Genomic DNA, 23,426 nt, shown 5'->3' on the forward strand with positions numbered 1-23,426 from the left:
AGGTGCTTGTCCTTGAGGGTCTCGGGCACGTCGCCGCGCACGATCGCCTGGGCGAGGCCCTCGACCACGGCGGTCTTGCCGACGCCGGGCTCGCCGATGAGGACGGGGTTGTTCTTGGTGCGGCGCGACAGGACCTGCATGACGCGCTCCTGGATCATCTCGCGTCCCACGACGGGGTCGAGCTTCCCTTCGCGCGCGGCCTGCGTGTAGTTGCGGCCGAACTGGTCGAGGACCGTCGAGCCCGAGGGCTGGCCCTCCTGCGGTCCCCCGCCGCCGGCGGTCGCGGGCTCCTTGCCCTCGTAGCCGCTGAGCAGCTGGATGACCTGCTGGCGCACGCCGCCCAGGTCAGCGCCGAGCTTGCCGAGCACCTGAGCCGCCACGCCCTCGCCCTCGCGGATGAGGCCTAGCAGGATGTGCTCGGTGCCGATGTAGTTGTGTCCCAGCTGGAGCGCCTCGCGCAGCGACAGTTCGAGCACCTTCTTGGCGCGCGGCGTGAAGGGGATGTGGCCGGACGGGGCGTGCGAGCCCTCGCCGATGATCTCCTGGACCTGCTCGCGCACGCCGTTGAGGGAGATGTCCATGGCCTCGAGTGCCTTCGCGGCGACGCCCTCGCCCTCGCGGACAAGGCCGAGGAGGATGTGCTCCGTCCCGATGTAGTTGTGGTTGAGCATGCGTGCCTCTTCCTGGGCAAGCACGACCACACGACGGGCTCGATCGGTGAACCGCTCGAACATGGTGTCCTCCTCACTTCGTCCGGCCGATGCGCCGGGGTCGCCACAGTCACCTGTGCCGTTGGATTCAGGCTAACCAGCGAAGAGGGGTGCTCATGCCCGTGTTCGCCAGGGGCGTGACAGGTGTGACATGCCCGTAACACGGGCCGATGCGCGCTCCGGGCGGAATCCACGCATCGACACCGGCAACGTGCGTGGGAACAGCGCTTCCGGCGCTACATCCACGCACGAGCGGGCCGTCCGTGCGTGAGAAGGGTCCGCGGCGGTCCTAGGCCTCGAGCAGGATCGTCATGGGCCCGTCGTTGACGAGCTCGACATCCATCATCGCCCCGAACACCCCGGTGTCGACCGTCAGGCCTCGCGCGCGCAGCGCGGACACCACGGCATCGACGAGCGGCTCGGCGACGGGGCCTGGCGCGGCCCCGTTCCAGGACGGCCGCCGTCCCTTCTTCACGTCCGCGTACAGGGTGAACTGCGAGACCACGATGATCGGCGCGCCGACATCGGAGACCGACTGCTCCCCGTCGAGGATTCGCAGCTCGGCGATCTTGCGCGCGATGGTCTCGACCTGCTCGGGCCCGTCGTCGTGGGTGGCGCCCACGAGAGCGACGACGCCCTGCCTGTCGAACGCGGCCGTGACACGGCCTTCGACCGTCACCGAGGCGCGCGAGGCGCGCTGCAGCACTGCCCGCATCGGCTCAGCGCACCACGCCTGCCATGCGGCCGCTCACCAGCCGCCGGACGAGCGCCCGCCGCCGCCCGAGCCGTAGTTGTTCTCGCGCAGTTTCACGCGCACGTCGACGAAGTAGTAGATGACCACCGCGATCGACGCGATGCCGAGGAGGCCCAGCGCGCCCCCGCCGCCGAAGCCCAGGATGTTGGGGCCGATGGGCAGCGGCGGCATCGAGATGAAGGCCACCACTGCGGCGGCGCCCAGGATCAGCAGCCAGATGCCCTTGGACTTCTTGCCCGCGTTGGTGAAGGTCTGGTCCGGGTATCTGACGGCGTCGACGAACGCCCAGATCGAACCGACGAGGGCGCCGGCCGAGATGATCCAGATGACGAGCTCCTGGAGGAATGCGAACACGGGGGGTCCTTACGCAGACGTGACGGTGATGCTCAGGCCAGTGTAGGCGGCAGGACGGTGAGCCCCTCCGCACGCCCGGCCTCGGCCAGCCGGCGATCCCACGCCGCGAGCACGGGTGACGCGTCGCGCAGCGCCAGGGCGCTCGCGAGGTGGAGCGCGTCGCCGGCGCGCAGGGGCCGCCGGTCCGCGAGGTCGCCCGCGTGCTGGGCGATCGCGGCCGTCACCTCGACTGTGGCGAGCGAGGGCCACAGCTCGGCCCAGCAGTCCCGCGCCTGGGCGGCGGGCGCCGCGTCGATGCGGCCGATGCGCTCGGCTGCCGCGAGCACGGATCGCACCTCGGCATCGGCGATGCGGGAGGTGACCAGCGCATCGGCGTGCTTCCACAGTCCGACGGCCAGGGCCGTGCCGGTCTCGAGCACGCACAGCTTCACGAGTGCCGACGTGTCCATGTAGACGAGCGCCACCGCTACCTCCGCATGCGGCCGAGCAGGCTCGACAGGGCGTCCTTCGCGGCCTCGGCCTGTGGGAGCCGGGGCACCGCACGGGACTCGGCGGGCGGGGTGATGAGGCCGTCGGCCTCGAGCCGGGCGAGCAGGTCCGCAGACCCGACGTCGGTGAGCCGGGCCACGGGCAGGCCGCGCTCGGTGATGATGACGTCCTCGCCGTCCTTGGCGGCGGCCAGGGCCGTGGTCAGGCCCTTGCGCAGCTCGCTCACTGAGATCTCCACGACTGTCACCGTACTCCGGGACACGCGGCGCGCGCGGGGGGCGCGCGGCCTACTCGGGCAGGTCGCCGCCGTCCGCCGCGCAGCCCTTGCCCATCAGCAGCCCCTTCATGGTGGGGCCGGGCTTGTCGGGGCGATCCGCGGAGAAGCCGTCCGCGTTCACGATCAGCTCCTGGCTCGCCGCCATGGGTCCGCCCTCGGACGGAACGGTGAGCACGGTCGCGGGGTCCACCGAGCGCTTGACCATCGCCAGCGCGACGGGGCCCAGCTCGTGGTGGCGGGCCACGGAGGTGACGCGGCCCACCGGGCGCGCCTCGTCGCCGTGCCCGCTCATCACGGGCGCTCCGAGCTCAGGGAGAGCATGTCCGGAGCCGTCGAGATGGAGCATCGTGAGGCGGCGCGGCGGGCGCCCCACGTTGTGCACCTTCGCGACGGTCTCCTGGCCCCGGTAGCAGCCCTTGTGCAGGTGGACGGCGGTGCGCAGCCAGTCCAGCTCGTGCGGCAGCGTGGTCTCGTCGACCTCATGGCCGGCGCGTGGCCGATGAGCGGCGATGCGGGCGGCCTCGGTCGCCCACGTGCCCACGAGGGTCCAGCCGGCCTCGATGCGCGCCTCGATCTCACGTTCCAGGTCGGCGCGAGGGACGAGCACCAGCCGCCACGCGCGCTCCGCGCCGGGGTGCGGCTGCTCGGGCGCCTGCGCGTACGTGGTGCCGCCCGCAGTGATGCCGGGCCACGGGTCGACCCAGGTCACGGGTTCGCCTGCCGCGGCGGGGGCGCCCACGGCCTCGCCGATCGCCGCCCAGTCGGCGGTCGCATCGGCCACCTCGACCCGCAGCATGAAGCGCATGCGGTCGAGGAACGCGGCGAGACCCTCGGGGGTCTCGGTGATGAGCCACGTGGTCTCGCCGTCGTCGGTCACGGCCGCGACGTGCTCGATGCGGCCCTGCGGCGACAGGATCATCAGCTCGGTCGACTGTCCGGGAGCCAGCTCCCCGACGGCCTGCGTCGACAGCGAGTCCAACCACGACAGCCGGTCGGGGCCCGTCACGGCCACGACGCCCAGGTGCGACTGGTCCGCGACGGCGCGGCCGGCCTCGAGCGCGCGTTGCTCGGCGGTGGGGTCGCCGTAGTGCCACGCGACGCCGGCATCGGGACCGGTGTCGTCGACGGCGCCGTGCCGGGACAGGAGCGGTGAGGAGGTCATGGCTGAGGAACGCGCGGCGGGCGTATCGGATTCCACGGTCTCAGGCGTCGGCGGCGGGCGCGCCGTCGGGGTCGTCCACCCTCGTCAGCTCGGCGCTCATGTACGACTGCAGGTCCTGACCGAATGCCGCCAGGTCCCACGCCCACATGAGCCGCCCGTGGACGTTGCCGTACATGCGGGTGGCGCCGCGGACCTCGGGACCGGACTCGGTGGCGGCGGCGAAGCGCGTCGCCAGATCGACGCGGCCGTTGCCCGTCGCACCCATGTAGCAGGTGAGGAGCCCGGAGGCGTCCGAGAGCACCACCTCGAGCGGGTGCTGATGCTCGGCCAGCTCCATGCCCTCGGGAGTCTCGGGGGCGACCCGCCAGAACCCGGACTCGACGGCCCACACCTGGCCGGGCTCGTCGCCGTCGCCCGCGATCGACGTGGTGGCCGAGTACGTCAGGTACGGGCCGCCGTCGTGGTCGAACATGACCTCCTGCGTGATGGGCGCGCGCGGCACGCCCGGGTACGCGACCTCCCCTGTTCCGGCCCACCGGCCCACGAGCCACGCGAGCGGGTAGACCTCAGGCGCGAGGCCCTCGGGAAGGACGAACGTCACCGACGCGGGCCCTTCAGCATGCGCCAGCCGATGATCCCGGTGATCCAGGCGGTCGCGCCGAAGGCGGCGATGGCCAGGCCGGTGAAGGCGATCTCGAGTCCAGTCATGATTCTCCGATCCTACCCACGCGGCTCTGCGTGGTGTCCAGGCTGCATCTAGGCCGTGCGCGTTCCCGCGCGCTTGAGCAGCAGATAGATCTCGCATCCGAGGCAGAAGCCGAACACGGAGTTGAGGAACGACGCGGCGGTCACGAACGCGCCGAACAGCCAGAATCCCCACGTGAGCCCCAGCGCGCCGAGCACGAGCGCGGCGATCGACATGCCCAGGCCCATCTGCTGCGCGAAGCGCGGGGGACGGAAGGACTCGGTCTCCGACGGCGGGCCGATGCGGGGACGGATCAGGCGCTTGAAGATCGCCGACTGCACGGTGGCCTGTGGGCCGATCAGGGCGCCGGGGAGGAACATCGCTACGAGCACGGCCATGAGGATCAGTCCTGCGGTGCCGGCACCCAGCACGAGCGCGAGCGCGGCGACCACCAGCGTCACGCCGGCGCCGAAGCGGTACCCGCGCGGATCGATCTGAATATCGTCGTTCATGGTCTCCTCCTGGGCGACGAGTCTAGATGGACCAGCCGGTCGCGCGGTTCGCCACCGCCACGAGCGCCTCGCGCGCCTGGTCGGGGGTGGGGGCGCCATCCATCCGCGCCGCGATGGCGCCGGTGCCGTCGAGCACCAGCGTGGTCGGGGTGCGCATGATCTGGTGCTGCCTGGCCAGGTCGAGACGCTCGGACGCGTCGATCTCGAGGTGCGTCACCCCCACCTGCTCGGCCGCGACGGACTTCAGCAGTCGGGCCGTGCCGGGGCACTTCGAGCACATGGGCGTCGAGAACTGCACGAACGTGGCGTGCGCCCCTCGGGGCGCGCCCAGGTCCTCGGCGCTCAGCTCGACGTCCGCGCTCGCGGCGCGGACGCGGCCCTGACGTCGCTGCCACCACCAGTACGCGATGCTCGCCACGGCGAGCACGGCCACGACGATGATCACTCGTTCCAGCATCGGCCCTCAGACTCCTCGAAACTCTCTATCTCACGCGCGCGCCCGCGGACGCGCATCGGCGCTGCCCGGACGGGTTCAGCCGATCAGCAGCCGGCCGCCCAGATAGACCAGCACTCCCGCGACCAGAACAGGCGTGACGCCCGAGGCTATTCCCGCCCACACCGAGTGGGGGCGCGGCTCCCGCCGGTACATCTCCGCGAGCAGCACGACCGAGATCCCGGCCGCGAGCCCCACGAGGATGCCGCCGTACCAGGTGATCGAGTCGAACAGCCACCCCGTCAGCGCGCCCGATCCTGCCCCCAGCACGAGCGCCAGCACGGTGTTGACGGTGGCATGGTGCGTGAGGACGGACGCCACGGCGGCGATCGCGAGGGCAGCCGCACCGGCGACCACCAGGTCCTCGGCCCCCACCGTGCGGTTCGACGCCACCCACGCGGCGCCCGATGCGGCGATGGCCCCTCCGGACGCGGTCGCGGCCACCGAGGTGACCGCCCTGCCGGGTGCGGACGGGAAGAACACCTCGGACACGAGCGCCACGACCACGATGCCCGCGATGGCTACAGCCATGTAGCGCAGATACGGCTCGTCCCTGCCAAGGACCACGGCGCCCAGACCCACGATCGAGCCGACCCCGATGATCCCGGTGCTGATCCAGCGGCGGGACACTCGTGTCAGCACGGGCCAGCCGACCGCGAAGCCGGCCATCACCACGAACACCCCGAGCGCCAGATAGCGCGTCCCGAAGATCCCGGTTCCCGCGATCACCGATGCGGCGACAGCGGTGATCGTCGCCCGGGTGGTGGGATTCATGGAGGTTAGTCTCCCATGCGACTCGCCGCTACAGTTAAGCCCGAACGGAGGTAGGGATGGCTGACCTGCTGGTGCTGACACCGTCCGGCGACGGGCCGGCCGACGTCCTGCCCGCGCTCGGACTGCTGTCCCACCGCACGCGCGTCCTGCCCCCCGAGCCGTCCGCGATGCTCGACGCGCTGGACGCCGACGTCGTGATCGTCGACGGCCGCCACGACCTCGCTGAGGCCCGCAACAACTGCAAGCTGGTCCAGGTGACCGGCGTCTCCGTGCCGCTCCTGCTCGTGCTGCGCGACGGCGGCCTGTCGATCGTGAATGCCGACTGGGGAGCCGATGACGTGGTCCTCGCCGATGCCTCTCCCGCCGAGGTCGAGGCGCGGATCCGGCTGGTCGTGGGCCGCGCCAGCACGGAGGACCCCCTGGAGAAGGCGGCGGAGTTCTCCTCGGGCGACCTCACGGTCGACGTGGGTGGCTACACCGCGCGGCTCAAGGGTGTGCCACTCGACCTCACGTACAAGGAGTTCGAGCTCCTCAAGTACCTGATGCAGCACCCGGGCCGCGTCTACACCCGCGACCAGCTGCTGCAGGAGGTCTGGGGCTTCGACTACTACGGCGGCACGCGCACCGTCGACGTGCACGTGCGCCGCCTGCGGGCGAAGCTGGGCGCCGAGCACGAGCACCTGATCGGCACGGTGCGCAACGTGGGCTACCGGTTCGACCCCCCGCAGCCCAAGCCGTCCGCCGTGGTGAAGGACTCGGAGTCCGCTCGGTAGGCTGGGACCCGATCCCCCGCCCCGCTTCGCTCCTTCAGGAGGCCTGATGGCCCAGCCCCGCACTCGCCTGTTCTCGCGTCTCACGCCGTCGACCGAGCGGACGCTCGCCGACGTCCTGCGCGCCGAGCGCACCGGCGGCATCCTGCTGCTGGCCGCCACGGTGATCGCGCTGATCTGGGCGAACTCTGCGTGGGCGGAGTCCTACGAGTCCATCAAGGCGTTCGAGTTCGGGCCCGAGGCGCTGCACCTGCACCTGTCCGTCGAGGGGTGGGCCAAGGACGGCCTGCTGGCGATCTTCTTCTTCGTGGTCGGCCTCGAGCTCAAGCGCGAGATCGTCGCGGGTGAGCTGCGCAAGCCCGCGACCGCGATCGTGCCGATCGTCGCCGCGGTGGGTGGCATGGCCGTGCCCGCGGGCATCTATGTTGCGGTCAACGTCATGCAGAACGGCGGCTCGATCGACGGGTGGGCGGTGCCCACGGCGACGGACATCGCGTTCGCGATCGCCGTCCTCGCGGTGGTCGGCAAGTGGCTGCCGAACGCGCTGCGCGCCTTCCTGCTCACGCTGGCCGTGGTCGACGACCTCCTCGCGATCATCATCATCGCGGCCTTCTTCTCCGATGATCTGCACTTCGAGTGGCTGGCGGCGTCCGCGGTCGCGATCGCCGCGTTCGGCTTCCTGGCGCGCAAGGGCATCACGCACTGGTGGATCCTCATCCCGATCGCCCTCGTGGCGTGGGGCACCATGCACGCCGCCGGAGTCCACGCGACCATCGCCGGCGTCGCGCTCGGCATGGTGGTGCCCGCGGTCGCGCGCAAGGGCGAGCGGTCGTCGCTCGCTGAGCACTGGGAGCACGTGTGGCGGCCCGTCAGCGCGGGCGTCGCGGTGCCGGTGTTCGCGCTGTTCGCGGCCGGCGTCGCGATCAGCGCGGAGCGCGTCGCCGAGGCCGCTGGCGACCCGATCGCCCAGGGAATCTTCCTGGGTCTGGTGATCGGCAAGCCGCTCGGCATCCTGGTGTTCACCTTCATCGCGGCCAAGGTGCTCAAGCAAGGGCTCGATCGTGGCCTGTCGTGGTGGGACGTGGGCTCCGTGGGATTCGTCGCCGGTATCGGCTTCACCGTCTCGCTGCTCATCGGCGACCTCGCGTTCGAGGGCGAGGGCGCGGTCATCCAAGAGGTCAAGATGTCGGTGCTGTTCGGGTCGGTCACGGCCGCGATCCTGGGCGCTGCGCTCCTCACGTGGCGCGATCGCCACTACCGCCGGATCTACGAGCGGCGCTCGACCCCCATTGAGGAGTCCCGGATCGTGGCGCAGCGCTACGGCGCGCTCGGCGCTCGCGAGGACGTCGACGTGGACGAGCTGCCCGCGCCTGACGCCGAGGACTCCGGCCCCGGCAAGCACTGACGGGCGACGCGCATCGGTCTTAGGGCCGATGCGCGGGCGGGGTCACGCGGGTGCGCGCACCTTGGCGCCGGGCGCCGACGGGCACAGCGCCGCGATCTCGCACGCGCCGCACTCGGGCTTGCGCGCCTTGCAGCGCCGGCGCCCGTGGAAGATCACCCGGTGCGACCACAGTGTCCACTCGGGGCGCTCGATCAGCGCCATCAGCTCGCGTTCCACGACGACGGGGTCCTCGTTGACGGTCAGGCCGAGCCGGCGGGCGAGCCTGCCCATATGGGTGTCCACGGTGATTCCCGGCACTCCGAACGCGTTGCCCAGCACCACGTTCGCCGTCTTCCTGCCCACCCCGCGCAGTGTGGTCAGGTCGCGCAGCCGCCCCGGCACGTCGCCGTCGTAGCGCTCGACGATGTCGCGGCTCAGCCCCAGCAGCGACTCTGCCTTCGCGCGGTAGAAGCCCGTGGGCTTGATGAGCGCCTCGAGCCGGTCCCGGTCCGCGCCGGCCATCGCGGCCGGATCCGGGTAGACCGCGAACAGCCCCGGCGTCACCTGGTTCACGCGGACGTCCGTGCACTGCGCGCTCAGCACGGTGGCGACCAGCAGTTGGAACGGGGTCTCGTAGTCGAGCTCGCAATGGGCGTCGGGGTAGACCTCCGCGAGGGCGCGGTTGACGGCTCGCGCGCGCCGGGTGAGTGCGACGGGCGGCGACTCCATGTCGGGCGTCGCGACGGTCAGGGGAGTGCGGCTGGCCATGATCCACCACTCTAGATCGACCGCGAGAGCGGACCCTCAAGGGCGGCCACGGGGCGGCCGATACACAGGGAGTCGGAGGCGCTGCCCCCGACGCATCGACAGCTCGGAGGTGGAAGTGGCCACGTCGGACGTCACGGCTCAGGTCACGGAGCTGCGTCACCGCAGGCGGGAGATCAGGCGCGAGCTCGCGCGCGTGCGCTGGTGGCGCCGCCTGGTCGCCGCCCGCAAGGATCTCGCGATCGCGCAGCTGACCGACGCGCAGGACCTCGAGCAGCTCGGGGTCGATGACGCGTGGGAGGCCCTCGCGGCCGATGCGCCCACCTCCAACGAGCTCAGCGATGCAGTGTGGCCGCACGGGGAAGTTGCGACGCCGTCCAGTGTGGAGGCCCTCGTATCGCTCGACGCACGGCTAAAGTCATACGAAGACCGTGTTGGCGACAATCTGGAGATGGTGACTGCGCAGATGGTGAGAGCACTGGGCCAGCAGCGCCGCATGAACCCCCTTCCCCCGGGAGGCGACCGTGGGTGAATCGCCGCGCGAAGAGCAGCTCCTGCGCTCCTCCCCGCTGTTCGGGGGCATGGACGGCGCCAACGCACGCTCGCTGATCGCGATGATGACGCGTCGCGAGCTCGCCAAGGGCGACGTGATCTTCAACGAGGGCGACGAGGGCCAGGCGCTCTACGTGGTCGTCAAGGGCAAGGTCAAGATGGCGCGCACCGCGCGCGACGGCCGCGAGAATCTGCTGGGCCTGCTGGGCGTGGGCGACATGCTCGGCGAGCTGTCCGTGTTCGACCCGGGTCCGCGCCTGTCGCGCGCGCACGCCGTCGAGGACTCGATCATCTACGAGCTCCCCAAGGCGGTGCTCGACGCGTGGCTCGACGACCACCTGGAGATGTCCCGTCACCTGCTGCGCGCGCTCGCGCAGCGCATCCGGCGCATCTCGAACACCATGGCCGACCTCGTGTTCTCGGACGTCCCCGGACGCGTCGCCAAGGCGATCCTCGACCTGGGGCACCGGTTCGGCCGCATGGAGCGCGGCCACGTGACGGTGCGCCATGGGCTCACGCAGGAGGAGCTGGCCCAGCTCGTGGGCGCCTCGCGCGAGACGGTCAACAAGGCGCTCGCGGACTTCGCGTCACGCGGCTGGATCGATGTCCACATCGGCTCGGTCGAGGTCTACGAGCCCGAGCGGCTGCGCGCTCGCTCGCGCTAGCGCCCGCCCGGCCGATGCGCGGGTCGCCGCGCGTACGGCACGCACCACCCGCATCGGCCCTCCCCGCGGTGCATGCGCGCTCCCCTCACCCCGACCCGAGCGAAATGGGCCCATGTCGCTCGCCTCAGGCCGTAGGTGAGCGTGAATCGACCGCCAGGAGCGTCAGAAGGGGCGCAGCTCGGCGACGAGCTCGATCTCGACCGGTGCGCCCAGGGGGAGCGACGCGACGCCGACCGCCGACCGCGCGTGGCGTCCCGGCTCGCCGAAGACGTCCGCGAGGATCCCGCTCGCGCCGTTGAGCACCGCCGGCTGGCCGGTGAAGCCCGGGGCCGAGGCGATGTAGCCCGTCATGCGCACGATGCCGAGCACCGAGTCGATGCCTCCGGCGACCCCGGCGACCGCGGCGAGGGCGTTGAGCACTGCGGCGCGAGCGCACTCGACGGCGCGCTCGGGGCCCACGTCGCCGGCCCGGGAGCCCACGAGGCCCGTCGCGACCAGCTCGCCGTCGACCAGCGGCAGCTGACCGGAAGTGTAGATCAGGTCGCCGTGCCTGCGCGCGGGCGCGTAGGTGCCCACGGGGATCGCGACCTCCGGCAGCGTGATCCCCAGGTCCGCCAGGCGCGACGACGCGCTCATGACTTGGGGCGCTTCAGGTAGGCCACGAGACCGCCCGTGGGGCCGGTCACGACCTGCACCAGCTCCCAGCCGTCCTCGCCCCACTGATCGAGGATCTGCTTGGTCACATGGTCGATGAGAGGTACAGTCGCATATTCCCACTGAGTCATGTGACGAGACTATCGCGCGCGCAGGAACCGTTCACCGGCGCGACTCGTTGGGCACCAGGGTGGCTCACCGGGGCCAGAACGTTAGGTTGGTACATGGGTTTGTTCACTTCTCGCCGCGCGCGCCGTGATGGCCACGTGACGGTGGTGCAGCTGCTGGTCTCGCTGGTCGCGTTCGTCGCGTTCGCGGTGATCGGCGGCTTCCTGCTCGCGGGCATCGCGCTCCCGGCCGTGACGGTCGCCGGCTCCGCGGTCAGCGGTTCGGTCGAGCTCTTCGAGGAGCTTCCGGACGATCTGGTGGATCCGACCCTCCCGCAGCAGTCCAACATCTACGCCCGCGACGGCAAGACGCTGCTGGCCACGTTCTACAGCCAGAACCGCGTCGTCGTGCCGCTCGAGGAGATCTCTCCCTGGATGCAGAAGGCCGTGGTCGCCGTCGAGGACCGCCGCTTCTGGCAGCACCACGGCGTCGACGGCGAGGGCATCCTCTCCGCCGTCTACCGCAACGTGTCGGAGGACTCCAACGCCGGTGCCTCGACGCTCACGCAGCAGCTCATCAAGAACCGCATTCTGCAGCGCGCGGTCAGCGATGACGACACCGAGGCCATCGCGTCCGCCACCGAGGCCTCCATCCCGCGAAAGATCCGCGAATGGCGTCTCGCCCTCGCGTTCGAGGACCAGCTCGACACCACCTACGGCACCAACTGCAGCGGCGAGGACCCCGGGGTGGACTGCGGCAAGGAGGAGATCCTCCAGCAGTACCTCAACATCGCGCAGTTCGGCCTGAACATCTACGGCGTCGAGTCCGCCGCGACGTACTACTTCTCGAAGCCGGCCTCCGAGCTGACGGCGCTCGAGGCCGCGACCATCGCGGGCATCACCCAGAACCCCTCGAAGTGGGACCCGACCCGCGTCTACACCACCGACGATGGCCCGGTCGACAACTACGAGAACGCCGAGATCCGCCGCGACACGGTGCTGGGGGCGATGCTCGAGGAGGGGATGATCACGCAGGCCGAGTTCGACGAGTGGGAGGCGATCCCCGTCGAGGAGACCCTCAACGTGTCGCAGCCCAAGTTCTCCTGCTCCGCGTCCGAGATCGCTCCCTTCTTCTGCGACTACGTCACGAAGATCATCGCCGAGCACGAGGTCTTCAACACGGACGAGGTGAGCGGCACCGACCTGCTGTGGACCGGTGGCCTGGACATCGTGACCACGCTCGACGTCAAGAAGCAGAAGATCGCGAATCAGGAGCTGCGCAACACGCTCCCCGAGGACGACGAGTCCGGGTACGCGATGGCGACGGTCGCGCTCGATCCCGACACGGGCGAGATCCTGACCATGGCGCAGAACCGTGACTTCGACCCCGCCGCGGAGGCGCCCAACTCGACGTCGATCAACTACTCGACCGACCGCGCGTACGGCGGATCCCGCGGGTTCAGCCCCGGCTCGACGTTCAAGCCCATCATCCTCGCGGAGTGGCTCAACACCGGCCACGGCCTGCGGCAGATCGTCCCGGGAAGCATCACCGAGTACGACGACGGCGACTGGGTCGACTCGTGCGAAGGCCCCGTGAACTTCTACGGCCGCGCGTGGAAGCCGGGCAACACCGGCAACACGAGCGCGAGCGCGCAGAGCGTGCTCCAGGCGACCGCGAACTCGGTCAACACCGCGTACGTGGCGATGGCGAGCCAGCTCGACCTGTGCGGCATCGCGGACATGGCGGAGACGCTCGGATTCCAGCGGGCCGACGGAGCGCCGTTCGAGAAGGTGCCGTCCGCGACACTCGGCACGCAGAACGCGTCGCCGCTGACCATGGCGTCCGTGATGCAGACGTTCGCCAACGAGGGCATCCACTGCGAGCCCCTCGCGATCCTGTCGATCACGCGTCCCGACGGCACCGAGGTCCCCGTGCCCCAGCAGGACTGCCGCCAGGCCATCTCCGCCGAGGTCGCCGCCGGCGTCACCTACGCGATGCAGGGAGTCATGACCGACGGATCGGGTCGCTTCACGCAGCTCGACGGCCGGCCGTCCGCGGGCAAGACCGGTACGTCGCAGAAGAACGCGCACACCTGGTTCGCGGGCTTCACCCCGCAGCTGGTCTCGGTGTTCTGGCTGGGCAACCCCGACGAGGACGACCCGCAGCAGTTCAAGACCATCGGCGGCCGCTACGAGAACTTCTTCTACGGCTCGACGCTCGCGGCACCCACGTGGGAGGCGTTCATGGAGCGCGCCCTCGAGGGAGCCGAGGTGCTGGGCTTCCCGTCCGTCTCGGACGAGATGCTCAACGGCGTGCCCGTGGTCGTGCCCGACCTCACGGGCCGTTCCGAGTCCACCGCGCGGTACCTGGCCGCCGAGGCCGGGTTCCGGGTGCAGGTCTCGGACACGCGCGTCTTCTCCAACTCGGTGGCCGTGGGCTCGGTGGCGGCCCAGAGCCCGAGCTCCGGCGGCAAGATGACGCCCGGCAGCACGATCACGCTCTACCTCGCGACGGACTCCTACCCGGACTGGTGGTACAACTGGCCCAGCGGCTGGGACCGCAACGAGGCCCCCAGCGATTGGTGGGGTGACTCGTGGCCCCCGTCGTCATTCGCGTCGAACCCGCCCAACGGCTGGGTCCAGCAGTGCGAGGGCGACGACAACTGGAACGAGGACACCAACCAGCCGTGTCCTGGATTCGACAACGACGGCGACCCGATCGACGACGATGACGACGACGGGGGCCGGGGCGGCGGTGGCCGAGGCGGCCGCGGCGGCGGCGACGACTGACGCCGATGGGAGCATTGACGCGCGCCGCAGGCGCGACGACCGTCGTGGGCGCGGGCGTGCTCGCCTGGAGCCTCGTCGAGGCGCGGTCGTACGCCGTGCGTCAGGTCGCCGCGCCGGTCCTCGACCCCGGCTCGCGACCGCTGCGCATCCTGCACCTGTCCGACCTGCACGTCACGCCGTCCCAGCGCGGCAAGATCGCGTGGGTGCGCTCTCTCGCGCGCTTCCGACCCGACCTCGTGGTCGACACCGGTGACAACCTCGCTCACGTGGACGCCGCACCCGCTGCGCTCGAGGCCCTCGAGCCGCTGCTGGACTTCCCCGGGGTGTTCGTGCACGGGTCCAACGACTACTTCGGTCCGCGCCCCAAGAACCCGTTGACCTACCTGGTCTCGCCCACCCGGCTGCGGGGCGACGCCGTCGAGCTCGATCACGCCGCTCTGACGTCCGGGCTGACCGGGCGCGGCTGGCTCGACCTCAACAACGCGCGCGGCACTCTCGAGGTCGCGGGTTCGCGCGTGACCTTCGCCGGACTCGACGATCCTCACCTGGGCCGCGACGCGATGCCAGCGCCGGACACGGACCGTGGCGACCTGCGCATCGGCGTCGCGCACGCGCCCTATGCGCACGCGCTCGAGGCGCTTGCGGCAGACGGTGCATCGGTGATTCTCGCGGGCCACACCCACGGCGGTCAGGTCTGCGTGCCCGGCTACGGCGCGCTCGTGACCAACTGCGACCTGGACACGTCGCGCGCCAAGGGACTGCACGGCTGGCCGGGCGCTCGGCCGGACCAGCCGGGCGGCGAGGACAGCGTGTGGCTGCACGTCTCGGCGGGTGTCGGGACGTCGCCGTACACGCCCATTCGCGTGGCGTGCCGGCCCGAGGCGACCATGCTGACGCTGCTGCCCAGGAGGGCGTAGCGCCAGTTAGGTTCAGGTGCCTGTTCTCAGGTATGCTGGCACGGCTTCAATTCGGGGTGTGGCGCAGCTTGGTAGCGCGCCTCGTTCGGGACGAGGAGGTCGCAGGTTCAAATCCTGTCACCCCGACCATCTGCTGACGAAGGGGCCTGGCGTGTGCCGGGCCCCTTCGTCATGTCCGGCCGCTGCGCCCGCGCTGGTCTTCCACCAGGATCACGCGCCGCGGTCAGATCCACACTGAGGCTCCATCACCGCGCTCAGGTTCGAGGCCGGTTTTCTGAGCGCGCCAGTGGAGGCTCAGTGTCGATTCTGGAGCGCGCTTGTCTCCCAGTGGAGGCTGGCGGGGCGCACGGACGGCCCGGGGCGACCGCGAGACCACGGGCGAGGTAGGCCGACCCGCGCGGGCCCGTCAGTGTCGCAGGATGGACTCCATGCGCTTGCCGCGCGCGACCTCGTCCACCAGCTTGTCCATGTACCGGATCTTCTGCATGAGCGGGTCCTCGATCTCCTCGACCCGGACTCCGCAGATCACGCCCGTGATGAGCTCGGCATTCGGATTGAGGGACGCCTCATCGAAGAAGTCCTCGAACGTCGTGCCCGCCTCGAGATGACCGTCGAGCGCGGCCTTGTCGAAGCCGGTGAGCCACTCGATCACCTGGTCGAGCTCGGCGACCGTGTGCCCCTTCTTCTCAACCTTCGTCACGTAGTGCGGGTACACCTCGGACACGGGCATGGCGAAGATGCGGTGGCTCATGCATCCATCGTAGACACCGCGCCCGGTCGAGCCGGTCAGTTCGTGTACGCCGCCGCGGCCGCCGCGTACTGCGCCTGAATCTCGGGGCGGTAGTCCGGCGCGGGCGTCGCGACCGTCTCGACGGGCCACGACGGCCGCTCGCCCGTGAGCGCCCACGCGGCCTGCACTGACGCCCCCAGCGCCACGTACTCGGCCGGTTCGGGGATCTCGACGGGAGCGTCGAACACCTGTGCGGCGATCTGCTGCACCGCGGGGTTCTGCGCCGCGCCACCCACGAGCAGCAGCCTGCGCGGCGACAGCCCCTGGGCGCGCACGGCCGCGAGGCCATCGGCGAGCGCGCACAGCATCCCCTCGATCGCGGCGCGCGCGAGATTCTCGCGGGTGGTGGAGGCCAGTGTGAGTCCGGTCAGGGAGGCCGATGCGTCCGGCAGGTTGGGAGTGCGCTCTCCTTCGAAATATGGGACGAGCACGGCACCGCCTGCGCCGGGCTCGGCGTCCAGCGCGAGCTCGCCGAGTTCGTCGTGCGAGATGCCCAGCACGCGCGTGAACGCATCGAGCACGCGCGCGGCGTTGAGGGTCGCGACGAGCGGGAGGAACTGCCCGGAGGCGTCCGCGAACCCGGCGACGGCGCCGCTGACGTCGCGCGCCGGCACAGGGGTCACGGCGAAGACGGTGCCGGACGTGCCGATCGACACGATCGCGTCGCCCTCGCCCGCCCCAAGTCCCAGCGCCGCACCCGCGTTGTCGCCTGCACCCGGCCCGACCACCGCATCGGCTGTCGCGTCATACCCGGCGACGCCGCGGCCCGCGGCCTCGCCCGGGCCCAGGACGCGCGGCAGCACGGCGTCGTGGCCGAGCGCTGCGACCAAGAGTTCGCGGTCGTACTCGTCGGTCACCGGGCTCCAGTAGCCGGTGCCGGAGGCGTCGGAACGGTCCGTCGTGAGCTCGTCGAGCACGGGACCGAGCGGCGACTCGTCGGCGGGCCCGAACCCGCGCAGGCGCCACGTCAGCCAGTCGTGGGGCAGGGCCACGGCCGCGACGCGTGCCGCGTTGTCGGGCTCGGCGTCGCGCAGCCAGCGCAGCTTGGTGGAGGTGAAGGACGCGACCGGGACCAGGCCGGTGCGCTCGGCGAGCGCGTCCGCGCCGAACTCGGAGACCAGGTCCTGGGCCGCGGCCGCCGAGCGGGTATCGTTCCACAGCAGGGCGTCGCGGATGACGCGCCCCGCCGCGTCGAGAGCGACCATGCCGTGCTGCTGGCCGCCGATCGACACGGCGGCGACGTCGGCCAGCCCGCCCGCGCCGTCGAGCGCCTCGCGCAGCGCGCTCCACCAGGCCGCAGGAGGCACGGACGTGCCGTCGGGGTGGCTGGCACGGCCCGTGCGCACCACCGCGCCCGTGTCGAGGTCGCGCACGACCACCTTGCAGCTCTGGGTCGATGAGTCGATGCCTGCGACGAGCGTCATCGCGCGTCCTTCCTGGTCAGTCGTGAAAGGTGCCCCGCCCTTCGCCGCGAAGGAGGACGCGGCAAGGGGCGGGGCGTGGGGGAGGGATCAGCGGGCACCCATGAGGTGCTCGATGGCGAGTTGCTGGATGCGGACGTAGCCGAACCCCTCGCCGTCGAAGTACACCTCGGGGTCGAAGTTCTCGTAGGCGCTCGCGTCCGTGAGGAGGTCAGCGGTGCTCTCGCCGGCCGCCAGCGTGGTCTGAGCGAGCTGGTCGTTCTTCGCGGCGACCAGCGCCTCCTGAACCTCCGGGTCGGCACGGAAGGCCGCGGCGCGCTCCTTGAGCAGCAGGTAGGTGCGCATGTTGGCCGCCGCGGACTCCCAGACGCCGGTGATGTCCTCGGTGCGCGAGGGCTTGTAGTCGAAGTGGCGCGGGCCGGTGTAGGCCTGACCGCCGTCGGGCCCGCCGTTCTCCAGCAGATCCACCAGCGAGAACGCGTTGATCAGGTCGCCGTGGCCGAACACCATGTCCTGGTCGTACTTGATCCCGCGCTGGCCGTTGAGGTCGATGTGGAACAGCTTGCCCTGGAACAGCGCCTGGGCGATGCCTGCGGTGAAGTTCAGGCCGGCCATCTGCTCGTGGCCCACCTCGGGGTTCAGGCCCACCAGCTCCGGGTGGTCGAGCGTCTCGATGAAGCCCAGGGCGTGGCCCACCGTCGGCAGCAGGATGTCGCCGCGGGGCTCGTTGGGCTTGGGCTCGATGGCGAACTTGATGTCGTAGCCCTTGTCGAGCACGTACTGGCCGAAGATGTTCGCCGCCTCGCGGTAACGCTCGAGGGCGACGCGGGTGTCCTTGGAGAAGTCGTACTCGGCGCCCTCGCGGCCGCCCCACATGACGAAGGTCTTCGCGCCCAGCTCTGCGGCGAGGTCGATGTTGCGCAGGATCTTGCGCAGCGTGAAGCGGCGCACAGCGCGGTCGTTCGAGGTGACGCCACCGTCCTTGAACACCGGGTGGCTGAAGGTGTTGGTGGTGATCATCGGGATCACCATGCCGGTGTCCTCGCACGCCTTCTTGAGGGCGTCGATCGCGGCCTGGCGCTCGGCGTCGGGCGACCCGAACGGGAACAGGTCGTCGTCGTGGAACGTCATGCCGTACGCACCCAGCTCCGAGAGCTTGTGGATGGCGTCGACGGCGTCGACGGGGCCTCGAGTCGCCGACCCGAAGGGGTCCTGCGCGTTCCAGCCGATGGTCCACAGTCCGAAGGTGAACTTGTCCTCGCGCGTGGGGGTGGGTGACATGATGGGGCTCCGATCCTCATCGATCTGTTAGGTTGCTGGCTACAACATAAGTCCCTGGGGCGCACCTGTCAAAATGTGGGGACCCGCACCAGTGAGGAGACACCGCACCCATGGTCGAGCACGTCGCCGGACGACCCTTCGTCGCCGGACGCGGGAGCCGCAACGAGGCGACCCGTCGACACAACCTGTCCACCCTGCTCTCCCTCGTCCACCACGGCAACGGGGTGTCGCGCGCCGACCTGACGCGGACCACCGGCCTCAACCGCTCCACCATCGGCCTGCTGGTCGCCGATCTGGTGGCGGCGGGTCTCGTCGCGGAGAGCGCGCCGGCCACGGGGTCCGTCGGTCGCCCGAGCCCGATCGTCGTCCCCGATCCGGACGTGGTCGCCGTCGCGATCAACCCCGACGTCGACGCGGTCGTCGTGGGGATCGTCGGCCTGGGCGGAGTGGTTCACGCCACGACGCGCGTGGAGCAGGACGCGATCCCCAGCGTCGACGAGGTGGTGGCCGCCGTGGCTGCCGCGGTGAGCGTCCTCACTCAGGGGCGCTCGTGGCGCGTGGTGGGCGCCGGCGTCGCTGTGCCCGGACTGGTGCGCGCCCGCGAGGGAGCGGTCGCTCGCGCTCCGCACCTGCTGTGGAGCGGGGAGGCCGTGGCAGCGCCCCTCGAGGCGGCCCTGGGCGTCCCCGTCGCAGTCGACAACGACGCGAACGCGGCTTTGGTCGCCGAGACGCTGTTCGGCGCGGCCAGGGGCCGTCGCGACGTGATCTATCTCAATGGCTCAGTGTCCGGCATCGGCGGGAGCATCCTGACGGATGGCACCGTCGTGCGCGGTGCCGACGGCTTCGCGGGCGAGCTGGGACACACCCTCGTCCGGCCCGATGGCGAGCAGTGCCACTGCGGGCGCGTCGGCTGCCTCGAGACCGAGGTCAATCTGCAGCGCCTCGAGCGTGCCGCCGGTGAGGCGGGCATCGACCACGCCCACGTCTCGGCGTCCTTGGGGAGCGGGTCCGACGAGCTCGCGGCGGAGGTCGAGCACCAGATCGACACCCTCGCCCTCGCGACCGGATCCTTCGTCTCGATCTTCAACCCGGAGGCGGTGCTGCTCGGAGGCTTCCTCAGCGCGCTTCAGGCACGCCAGCCGGCGCGCTTCGCCGAGGCGCTGGGTGAGGCAGTGTTCGCGCCGCTCGGCGAGCGGCTCGAGATCGTGCGAGCCGAGCTCGGCGACGAACTGCTCATGGTGGGCGCCGCGGAGCTCGCGTTCGCCGACCTGCTCGCTGACCCCTTGGGCGCCGAGGTGCCGACCCCGTCCTGAGCCCGTCTAGCAGACACGATGCGCCGGACCGTGGCAGGCTGGGCGCATGAGCAGCGACGCGTGTCTCTCACCCGCAGGTGACCGCCCATGCTGACGGTGCTCGCCGTCCTTCCCATCGCGGCGATCCTGCTGCTCATGGTCGTGGCGAAGTGGTCTGCGGCTCTCGCTGGCGGCACGGCGGCCCTCGGCGCGATGGTGCTCGCGCTCACCGCCTTCGAGTTCGGCGGCGACGATGACCCGTTCGGACCCGTGGAGGGCATCGTCGGGGTGCTGGCGCGCGCCGGCTTCGTGGCGCTCACCGTGATGCTGATCATCGGCCCAGCGCTCGGCATTCACCACCTCCAGCAGCGCACGGGCGCGACTCGGGCGCTCGAGGCGGGGCTGTCGCGCATTACTCCGGATCCGCGCGTGGCCGCTCTCCTCATCGTGTGGTTCTTCTGCCTGCTGATCGAGGGGGCCGCCGGCTTCGGCACGCCGGTCGCGCTCGCCGCTCCCTTCCTCGTCGCGGCGGGCTTCAAACCCGTCACCGCCGTCGTGGCCGCCATGCTCGGACACGCATCGGCCGTGCCCTTCGCCGCCGTCGGCACGCCCACCCTCGCTCAGCTCGCGATCGTCGACTACGAGCCCCTCGAGCTGTCGTGGGCAGTCGCTCCGTACACGGCCGTCGTGGGTCTGGTGCTCGCGTTCATGGTCGCGCGGCTGGTCGGCACCCTCCTGCCCACGGCCGGGCCGCCGTGGAAGTGGATGGGCGTCGCGTACCTCGCGTTCTTCGTCCCCAACCTGCTGATCGCGCGCTTCGTGGGCCCGGAGCTGCCGTCCCTCGTGGGCGCCATCGGCGGCGCGGCGATGTTCATCGGGGTCGTCCGGTGGGTGGTCAACCGCCGCCTGCGCGCACGGGTGGCCGCCGGCGAGGACCTCATGAGCCCCGAGGAGCTCGCGGCCGAGGAGCGGGTGCACGAGGCCGCCGAGGAGACGATCGAGGCGGACCGCGAGGAGCGCCACGCGCCCGACGCACCCCCGATGAGCTTCCTCGCCGCCACCGCGCCGTACCTGGTGCTGGTGGTCCTGGTCCTGGTGACGCGCCTGGTGCCCCCGGTCAAGGAGGCGACGCAGTCCTGGACCATCAGTTGGGAGCTGTTCGACCACTTCTCGGAGCACATCGAGCCGCTGTACCACCCGGGCCTACTGCTGGCCGTCGCGTTCGTCGCCGGCGGCATCTGGCAGCGCGCTCCGCTCAAGGACGTGGGCCGGGCCTTCGAGAAGGCGACGTTCCAGGTGGTGCCGGTGTTCGTGGCGCTGGTCGCGATGGTGACCGTTGCGTTCACCATGTCGGAGTCCGGCATGACCACGGAGCTCGCCGTCGCCGCGGCCGCCACGGGCGGGCTGTGGCCGGTGCTGAGCCCCTTCGTGGGCGCGCTCGGCACATTCATGACCGGATCCGCGACCGCGTCGAACATCCTCTTCACCGAGTTCCAGGATCAGACCGCGCTGTCCGCGGACCTGGACCCGTTGCCGCTGCTGGGTGCTCAGGGAGCGGGCGCCGCGATCGGCAACATCATCTGCCCGCACAACGTGGTCGCCGCCGCAGCCACGGTGGGGCTGTCGGGCCGCGAGGGCGAGGTGCTCAATCGTGCGCTCCCCGTCGCGGCCGTGTGCCTGGCGATCATCGGCGCGATGGCCTGGCTGATCGTCTGACCGCGTTGCGCGAGCGAAGTGGATCCATTTCGCTCATCTCGGCCCGTAGACGAGCGAGTCGGGCCCATTTCGCTCGCCTCAGGGCTTAGACGAGCGAAATCGCACCGCCAGGAGGGCCGATGCGCGGGCCGGGTTACGCTCCCAGTTGCGGTGAGGCGGCGGCCACCCGGGCCTCGATGCGCTCCGCGACCAGCTCCGCGATCTGCACCGCGTTGAGCGCCGCACCCTTGCGCAGGTTGTCGCCCACGATGAACAGCGCGAGGCCGCGACCGTCGTCCACGCCCTGGTCCTGACGGATGCGGCCCACGAAGGTCTCGTCCTTCCCGGCGCCCTTGAGAGGCGTGGGGATCTCGTCCACCACGACGCCCGGCGCGGAGGCCAGAATCTCGTACGCACGCGCAGGCGACATCGGCGAGGCGAACTCCGCGTTCACGGACAGCGAGTGGCCCGAGTACACGGGCACGCGCACGCAGGTGCCGGACACGCGCAGCTCGGGAAGCCCCAGGATCTTGCGCGACTCGTCGACCAGCTTGCGCTCCTCGACGGTCTCGTTCGAGTCGTCGCCCACGAGGTCGCCCGCGAACGGCAGGACGTTGAAGGCGATGGGCTCGACGTACACCTGAGGCGACGGGATCGGGACGGCGCCGCCGTCCCGAGCCAGCGCATCGGCCTCCCCGGCGACTGCGCGCACCTGACCGCCCAGCTCGGCGACGCCGGCCACGCCCGAGCCGGACACGGCCTGGTAGGTCGAGACCACGAGGCGGACCAGCCCGGCCTCCTCGTGCAGCGCCTTGAGCGTGGGCATCGCGGCCATGGTGGTGCAGTTGGGGTTCGCGACGATGCCCTTCGGGATCTCGTCGAGCGCGTCCGGGTTCACCTCGGACACGACGAGGGGAACCTCGGGGTCCATGCGCCACGCGGAGGAGTTGTCGACCACGACTGCGCCCGCGGCCGCGAACTTCGGCGCATACTCGCGCGACGGCCCGCCGCCCGCGGAGAAGATCGCGATGTCGATCCCGGCGTAGTCGCCCGAGGCGATGTCCTCGACGGTGATGTCAGCGCCCAGGTGCGGCAGCACGGTGCCAGCCGAGCGCGACGACGCGAAGAAGCGCACGTTCGCCTCGGGGAAGCGGTCCGCGACCAGCTCGCGCATGACGGTGCCCACCTGACCGGTGGCGCCTACAACGGCAAGAGTGAGAGTCATCGTCCGGTACCTCCGTAGACCACGGCCTCGCCCTCGACGGAGTCGAGCTCGAAGGCGGTGTGGACGGCGCGCACGGCGTCGTCGAGCTTCTCCGAGCGGGTCACCACAGAGATGCGGATGTCTGAGGTCGAGATCATCTCGATGTTGACGCCCGCGTCGCGCAGGGCCGCGAAGAACTTGGCGGAGACGCCCGAGTTGGAGCGCATGCCGGCGCCGATCAGCGAGATCTTGCCGATGGTGTCGTCGGTGCGCAGCTCGGCGTAGCCGATCGCCTCGTGGGCGGCCTCGATCGCGGCGGTGGCGCGCGGGATCGCGTCCGTGGGCAGGGTGAAGGAGATGTCGGTGACGCCGGTCACGGTCGCCGAGACGTTCTGGACGATCATGTCGATGTTGACGTCGGCCTTGGCGACCGCCTCGAACAGGCGCGCGGCGGATCCGGGCACGTCGGGCACGCCGATGACCGTGATCTTGGCCTCGGAGCGGTCGTGCGCGACTCCTGCGATGATCGGGTCTTCCATCTCTTCTCCCTCTTCAGTGTCGCCCGTGACCCAGGTCCCTTCAAGACCTGAGAAGGACGAGCGCACATGGATAGGCACGTCGAAGCGCCGCGCGTACTCGACGCAGCGCGGGTTGAGGACCTTCGCGCCCGAGGCGGCGAGGTCGAGCATCTCCTCGTACGACACGCGGTCGAGGCGCCGGGCGGTTGGGACGATGCGGGGGTCGGCAGTGAAGACGCCGTCCACGTCCGTATAGATCTCGCAGACGTCGGCGGCGAGCGCCGCTGCGAGCGCGACGGCAGTGGTGTCCGAGCCGCCGCGGCCCAGCGTGGTGACGTCCTGGGTCTCCGGGTGGAGGCCCTGGAAGCCGGCGACGATCGCCACGTCGCCGTCCGCGACGGCCTTCTGGAG

The 23,426-nt window shown here is 70.8% G+C and carries 26 protein-coding genes and 1 tRNA gene; 9 read left to right on the top strand and 18 right to left on the bottom strand.

Going from position 1 to position 23,426, the window contains the following annotated elements; genetic code table 11:
* From QZ483_RS04790 to QZ483_RS04835, 10 genes are all read right to left on the bottom strand, one after another.
* A partial coding sequence (locus QZ483_RS04790) for a Clp protease N-terminal domain-containing protein (RefSeq protein ID WP_297081849.1) occupies window positions 1–734 on the bottom strand: 734 nt, incomplete at its 3' end.
* A gap of 265 nt (window positions 735–999) precedes the next feature.
* Window positions 1,000–1,425, bottom strand: coding sequence for a D-aminoacyl-tRNA deacylase (gene dtd / locus QZ483_RS04795; RefSeq protein ID WP_297081850.1), 426 nt, complete (start codon window positions 1,423–1,425; stop codon window positions 1,000–1,002).
* Between the two features lie 33 nt (window positions 1,426–1,458).
* Window positions 1,459–1,818: a DUF2516 family protein gene (locus QZ483_RS04800; RefSeq protein WP_297081851.1), complete on the bottom strand. Its 360-nt coding sequence runs from the start codon at window positions 1,816–1,818 to the stop codon at window positions 1,459–1,461.
* A gap of 32 nt (window positions 1,819–1,850) precedes the next feature.
* Window positions 1,851–2,282 (bottom strand): type II toxin-antitoxin system VapC family toxin, encoded by a 432-nt coding sequence (locus tag QZ483_RS04805; RefSeq protein ID WP_297081852.1) that lies wholly within the window; start codon window positions 2,280–2,282, stop codon window positions 1,851–1,853.
* A 2-nt stretch (window positions 2,283–2,284) separates the two neighbouring features.
* The gene (locus QZ483_RS04810) at window positions 2,285–2,545 is read right to left on the bottom strand and encodes a type II toxin-antitoxin system Phd/YefM family antitoxin (RefSeq protein WP_297081853.1); all 261 of its coding nucleotides are present in this window, start codon (window positions 2,543–2,545) and stop codon (window positions 2,285–2,287) included.
* Between the two features lie 49 nt (window positions 2,546–2,594).
* Complete coding sequence (locus QZ483_RS04815) at window positions 2,595–3,746, bottom strand: folate-binding protein YgfZ (protein WP_297081854.1); 1,152 nt, start codon at window positions 3,744–3,746, stop codon at window positions 2,595–2,597.
* 40 nt (window positions 3,747–3,786) lie between these two features.
* Window positions 3,787–4,347 carry an FABP family protein gene (locus QZ483_RS04820; protein ID WP_297081855.1) on the bottom strand — a complete coding sequence of 187 codons (561 nt, stop codon included), beginning with the start codon at window positions 4,345–4,347 and terminating at the stop codon, window positions 3,787–3,789.
* A gap of 155 nt (window positions 4,348–4,502) precedes the next feature.
* Complete coding sequence (locus tag QZ483_RS04825; protein WP_297081856.1) at window positions 4,503–4,943, bottom strand: DUF4395 domain-containing protein; 441 nt, start codon at window positions 4,941–4,943, stop codon at window positions 4,503–4,505.
* 22 nt (window positions 4,944–4,965) lie between these two features.
* The gene (locus QZ483_RS04830) at window positions 4,966–5,400 is read right to left on the bottom strand and encodes a thioredoxin family protein (RefSeq protein ID WP_297081857.1); all 435 of its coding nucleotides are present in this window, start codon (window positions 5,398–5,400) and stop codon (window positions 4,966–4,968) included.
* Window positions 5,401–5,475: 75 nt separating this feature from the next.
* On the bottom strand, window positions 5,476–6,210 hold the full coding sequence (locus tag QZ483_RS04835; protein ID WP_297081858.1) for a hypothetical protein: 735 nt from the start codon (window positions 6,208–6,210) through the stop codon (window positions 5,476–5,478).
* A gap of 56 nt (window positions 6,211–6,266) precedes the next feature.
* Between QZ483_RS04835 and QZ483_RS04840 the strand changes: the two genes are divergently transcribed.
* Together QZ483_RS04840 and nhaA are read left to right on the top strand one after the other, a co-directional pair.
* Window positions 6,267–6,983, top strand: coding sequence for a response regulator transcription factor (locus tag QZ483_RS04840; protein ID WP_297081859.1), 717 nt, complete (start codon window positions 6,267–6,269; stop codon window positions 6,981–6,983).
* A gap of 46 nt (window positions 6,984–7,029) precedes the next feature.
* Window positions 7,030–8,385 carry a Na+/H+ antiporter NhaA gene (gene nhaA / locus QZ483_RS04845; protein WP_297081860.1) on the top strand — a complete coding sequence of 452 codons (1,356 nt, stop codon included), beginning with the start codon at window positions 7,030–7,032 and terminating at the stop codon, window positions 8,383–8,385.
* Between the two features lie 42 nt (window positions 8,386–8,427).
* Here the strand turns inward: nhaA and nth are convergent, their stop codons facing one another.
* Complete coding sequence (gene nth / locus QZ483_RS04850; protein ID WP_297081861.1) at window positions 8,428–9,132, bottom strand: endonuclease III; 705 nt, start codon at window positions 9,130–9,132, stop codon at window positions 8,428–8,430.
* Window positions 9,133–9,247: 115 nt separating this feature from the next.
* Here nth and QZ483_RS04855 point away from each other — a divergent pair, with 115 nt between their 5' ends.
* Window positions 9,248–9,661 carry a hypothetical protein gene (locus tag QZ483_RS04855; RefSeq protein WP_297081862.1) on the top strand — a complete coding sequence of 138 codons (414 nt, stop codon included), beginning with the start codon at window positions 9,248–9,250 and terminating at the stop codon, window positions 9,659–9,661.
* Window positions 9,654–10,346, top strand: coding sequence for a Crp/Fnr family transcriptional regulator (locus QZ483_RS04860; RefSeq protein ID WP_367117085.1), 693 nt, complete (start codon window positions 9,654–9,656; stop codon window positions 10,344–10,346). Before QZ483_RS04855 ends, QZ483_RS04860 begins: the two co-directional genes overlap by 8 nt.
* 162 nt (window positions 10,347–10,508) lie before the next feature.
* On the opposite strand, the gene QZ483_RS04865 is transcribed toward QZ483_RS04860, so the two are convergent.
* Window positions 10,509–10,982: a RidA family protein gene (locus QZ483_RS04865; protein ID WP_297081863.1), complete on the bottom strand. Its 474-nt coding sequence runs from the start codon at window positions 10,980–10,982 to the stop codon at window positions 10,509–10,511.
* Window positions 10,979–11,131, bottom strand: coding sequence for a DUF4177 domain-containing protein (locus QZ483_RS04870; protein WP_144019012.1), 153 nt, complete (start codon window positions 11,129–11,131; stop codon window positions 10,979–10,981). Before QZ483_RS04870 ends, QZ483_RS04865 begins: the two co-directional genes overlap by 4 nt.
* A 93-nt stretch (window positions 11,132–11,224) precedes the next feature.
* On the opposite strand from QZ483_RS04870, the gene QZ483_RS04875 reads away from it, so the two are divergent.
* From QZ483_RS04875 to QZ483_RS04885, 3 genes are all read left to right on the top strand, one after another.
* A complete protein-coding gene (locus QZ483_RS04875) occupies window positions 11,225–13,897 on the top strand; it encodes a penicillin-binding protein (RefSeq protein WP_297081864.1) in 2,673 nt (890 codons plus the stop codon).
* Between the two features lie 5 nt (window positions 13,898–13,902).
* Window positions 13,903–14,814: a metallophosphoesterase gene (locus tag QZ483_RS04880; protein WP_297081865.1), complete on the top strand. Its 912-nt coding sequence runs from the start codon at window positions 13,903–13,905 to the stop codon at window positions 14,812–14,814.
* Window positions 14,815–14,866: 52 nt separating this feature from the next.
* Window positions 14,867–14,943: transfer RNA gene (locus QZ483_RS04885), tRNA-Pro, on the top strand.
* Window positions 14,944–15,220: 277 nt separating this feature from the next.
* On the opposite strand, the gene QZ483_RS04890 is transcribed toward QZ483_RS04885, so the two are convergent.
* From QZ483_RS04890 to xylA, 3 genes are all read right to left on the bottom strand, one after another.
* On the bottom strand, window positions 15,221–15,565 hold the full coding sequence (locus QZ483_RS04890; protein ID WP_297081866.1) for a DUF2200 domain-containing protein: 345 nt from the start codon (window positions 15,563–15,565) through the stop codon (window positions 15,221–15,223).
* 35 nt (window positions 15,566–15,600) lie between these two features.
* Window positions 15,601–17,028, bottom strand: coding sequence for a xylulokinase (gene xylB, locus QZ483_RS04895; RefSeq protein ID WP_297081867.1), 1,428 nt, complete (start codon window positions 17,026–17,028; stop codon window positions 15,601–15,603).
* A gap of 87 nt (window positions 17,029–17,115) precedes the next feature.
* Window positions 17,116–18,306, bottom strand: coding sequence for a xylose isomerase (gene xylA, locus QZ483_RS04900; RefSeq protein WP_297081868.1), 1,191 nt, complete (start codon window positions 18,304–18,306; stop codon window positions 17,116–17,118).
* 110 nt (window positions 18,307–18,416) lie between these two features.
* Between xylA and QZ483_RS04905 the strand changes: the two genes are divergently transcribed.
* Together QZ483_RS04905 and QZ483_RS04910 are read left to right on the top strand one after the other, a co-directional pair.
* Window positions 18,417–19,619, top strand: a complete 1,203-nt coding sequence (locus QZ483_RS04905) for an ROK family transcriptional regulator (protein ID WP_297081869.1) — start codon at window positions 18,417–18,419, stop codon at window positions 19,617–19,619.
* Window positions 19,620–19,706: 87 nt separating this feature from the next.
* Window positions 19,707–21,314 carry an L-lactate permease gene (locus QZ483_RS04910; RefSeq protein WP_297081870.1) on the top strand — a complete coding sequence of 536 codons (1,608 nt, stop codon included), beginning with the start codon at window positions 19,707–19,709 and terminating at the stop codon, window positions 21,312–21,314.
* A gap of 133 nt (window positions 21,315–21,447) precedes the next feature.
* On the opposite strand, the gene QZ483_RS04915 is transcribed toward QZ483_RS04910, so the two are convergent.
* Complete coding sequence (locus tag QZ483_RS04915) at window positions 21,448–22,518, bottom strand: aspartate-semialdehyde dehydrogenase (protein ID WP_297081871.1); 1,071 nt, start codon at window positions 22,516–22,518, stop codon at window positions 21,448–21,450.
* A partial coding sequence (locus tag QZ483_RS04920; protein ID WP_297081872.1) for an aspartate kinase occupies window positions 22,515–23,426 on the bottom strand: 912 nt, incomplete at its 5' end. The genes QZ483_RS04920 and QZ483_RS04915, both read right to left, overlap by 4 nt.

Origin of the sequence: uncultured Demequina sp. (genome assembly GCF_913055775.1) — a bacterium.
Classification (GTDB): domain Bacteria; phylum Actinomycetota; class Actinomycetes; order Actinomycetales; family Demequinaceae; genus Demequina.

Coding starts and splice junctions, on each gene's coding strand:
- QZ483_RS04830 (WP_297081857.1), bottom strand. CDS start 5,400: ATGCTGGAACGAGTGATCATCGTCGTGGCCGTGCTCGCCGTGGCGAGC.
- QZ483_RS04915 (WP_297081871.1), bottom strand. CDS start 22,518: ATGACTCTCACTCTTGCCGTTGTAGGCGCCACCGGTCAGGTGGGCACC.
- nhaA (WP_297081860.1), top strand. CDS start 7,030: ATGGCCCAGCCCCGCACTCGCCTGTTCTCGCGTCTCACGCCGTCGACC.
- QZ483_RS04880 (WP_297081865.1), top strand. CDS start 13,903: ATGGGAGCATTGACGCGCGCCGCAGGCGCGACGACCGTCGTGGGCGCG.
- QZ483_RS04815 (WP_297081854.1), bottom strand. CDS start 3,746: ATGACCTCCTCACCGCTCCTGTCCCGGCACGGCGCCGTCGACGACACC.
- nth (WP_297081861.1), bottom strand. CDS start 9,132: ATGGCCAGCCGCACTCCCCTGACCGTCGCGACGCCCGACATGGAGTCG.
- QZ483_RS04910 (WP_297081870.1), top strand. CDS start 19,707: ATGCTGACGGTGCTCGCCGTCCTTCCCATCGCGGCGATCCTGCTGCTC.
- dtd (WP_297081850.1), bottom strand. CDS start 1,425: ATGCGGGCAGTGCTGCAGCGCGCCTCGCGCGCCTCGGTGACGGTCGAA.
- QZ483_RS04835 (WP_297081858.1), bottom strand. CDS start 6,210: ATGAATCCCACCACCCGGGCGACGATCACCGCTGTCGCCGCATCGGTG.
- QZ483_RS04905 (WP_297081869.1), top strand. CDS start 18,417: ATGGTCGAGCACGTCGCCGGACGACCCTTCGTCGCCGGACGCGGGAGC.
- QZ483_RS04865 (WP_297081863.1), bottom strand. CDS start 10,982: ATGAGCGCGTCGTCGCGCCTGGCGGACCTGGGGATCACGCTGCCGGAG.
- xylB (WP_297081867.1), bottom strand. CDS start 17,028: ATGACGCTCGTCGCAGGCATCGACTCATCGACCCAGAGCTGCAAGGTG.
- QZ483_RS04875 (WP_297081864.1), top strand. CDS start 11,225: ATGGGTTTGTTCACTTCTCGCCGCGCGCGCCGTGATGGCCACGTGACG.
- QZ483_RS04840 (WP_297081859.1), top strand. CDS start 6,267: ATGGCTGACCTGCTGGTGCTGACACCGTCCGGCGACGGGCCGGCCGAC.
- xylA (WP_297081868.1), bottom strand. CDS start 18,306: ATGTCACCCACCCCCACGCGCGAGGACAAGTTCACCTTCGGACTGTGG.
- QZ483_RS04825 (WP_297081856.1), bottom strand. CDS start 4,943: ATGAACGACGATATTCAGATCGATCCGCGCGGGTACCGCTTCGGCGCC.
- QZ483_RS04890 (WP_297081866.1), bottom strand. CDS start 15,565: ATGAGCCACCGCATCTTCGCCATGCCCGTGTCCGAGGTGTACCCGCAC.
- QZ483_RS04870 (WP_144019012.1), bottom strand. CDS start 11,131: ATGACTCAGTGGGAATATGCGACTGTACCTCTCATCGACCATGTGACC.